At 43.8% G+C, this 507-nt stretch carries 2 rRNA genes; both read left to right on the forward strand.

Features of this window, described 5'->3' with window-relative positions:
• Positions 1-99: ribosomal RNA gene (locus tag ACNKW3_RS19835) — 23S ribosomal RNA — on the forward strand; the annotation flags it as partial.
• Positions 100-336: 237 nt separating this feature from the next.
• Positions 337-464: ribosomal RNA gene (gene rrf / locus ACNKW3_RS19840) — 5S ribosomal RNA — on the forward strand.
• Positions 465-507: the final 43 nt, after the last annotated feature.

Genomic DNA, 507 nt, shown 5'->3' on the forward strand with positions numbered 1-507 from the left:
CTAAAGGGTTGTTGAAGACGACGACGTTGATAGGCAGGGTGTGGAAGCGTTGTAAGGCGTTAAGCTAACCTGTACTAATTGCCCGTGCGGCTTAACCATACAACACCTGAATTGTTTTTTTATAAACGCGCTAAAGTGGCGGATTATAGAAACAACTGGTGTTGTAGAAGACATGCTAATGTAGATAGAGTTGTGACTCGATAGATTAATAAAGATTACTGTTAGATTTTCCAGATTTGTTAAGACTGCTTGAATTACGTAAAACGCTGAATAGACAACGTAGTAGTCCAAGGAGGCCCTGAAATAAATTCAGGGCAAATAAAACAAGGTTTTTTGTCTGGCGACAATAGCGATACGGTACCACCTGACCCTTAGGGGCTAGCCATTCCGAACTCAGAAGTGAAACGTATTTGCGGCGATGGTAGTGTGGGGTCTCCCCATGTGAGAGTAGCACATCGCCAGACTCCCATTTAGAAGAAGCCCTAGTCGAGAGACTGGGGCTTTTTT

The sequence above is a fragment of the Glaciecola sp. 1036 genome, assembly GCF_050306235.1.
Lineage (GTDB): Bacteria > Pseudomonadota > Gammaproteobacteria > Enterobacterales > Alteromonadaceae > Glaciecola.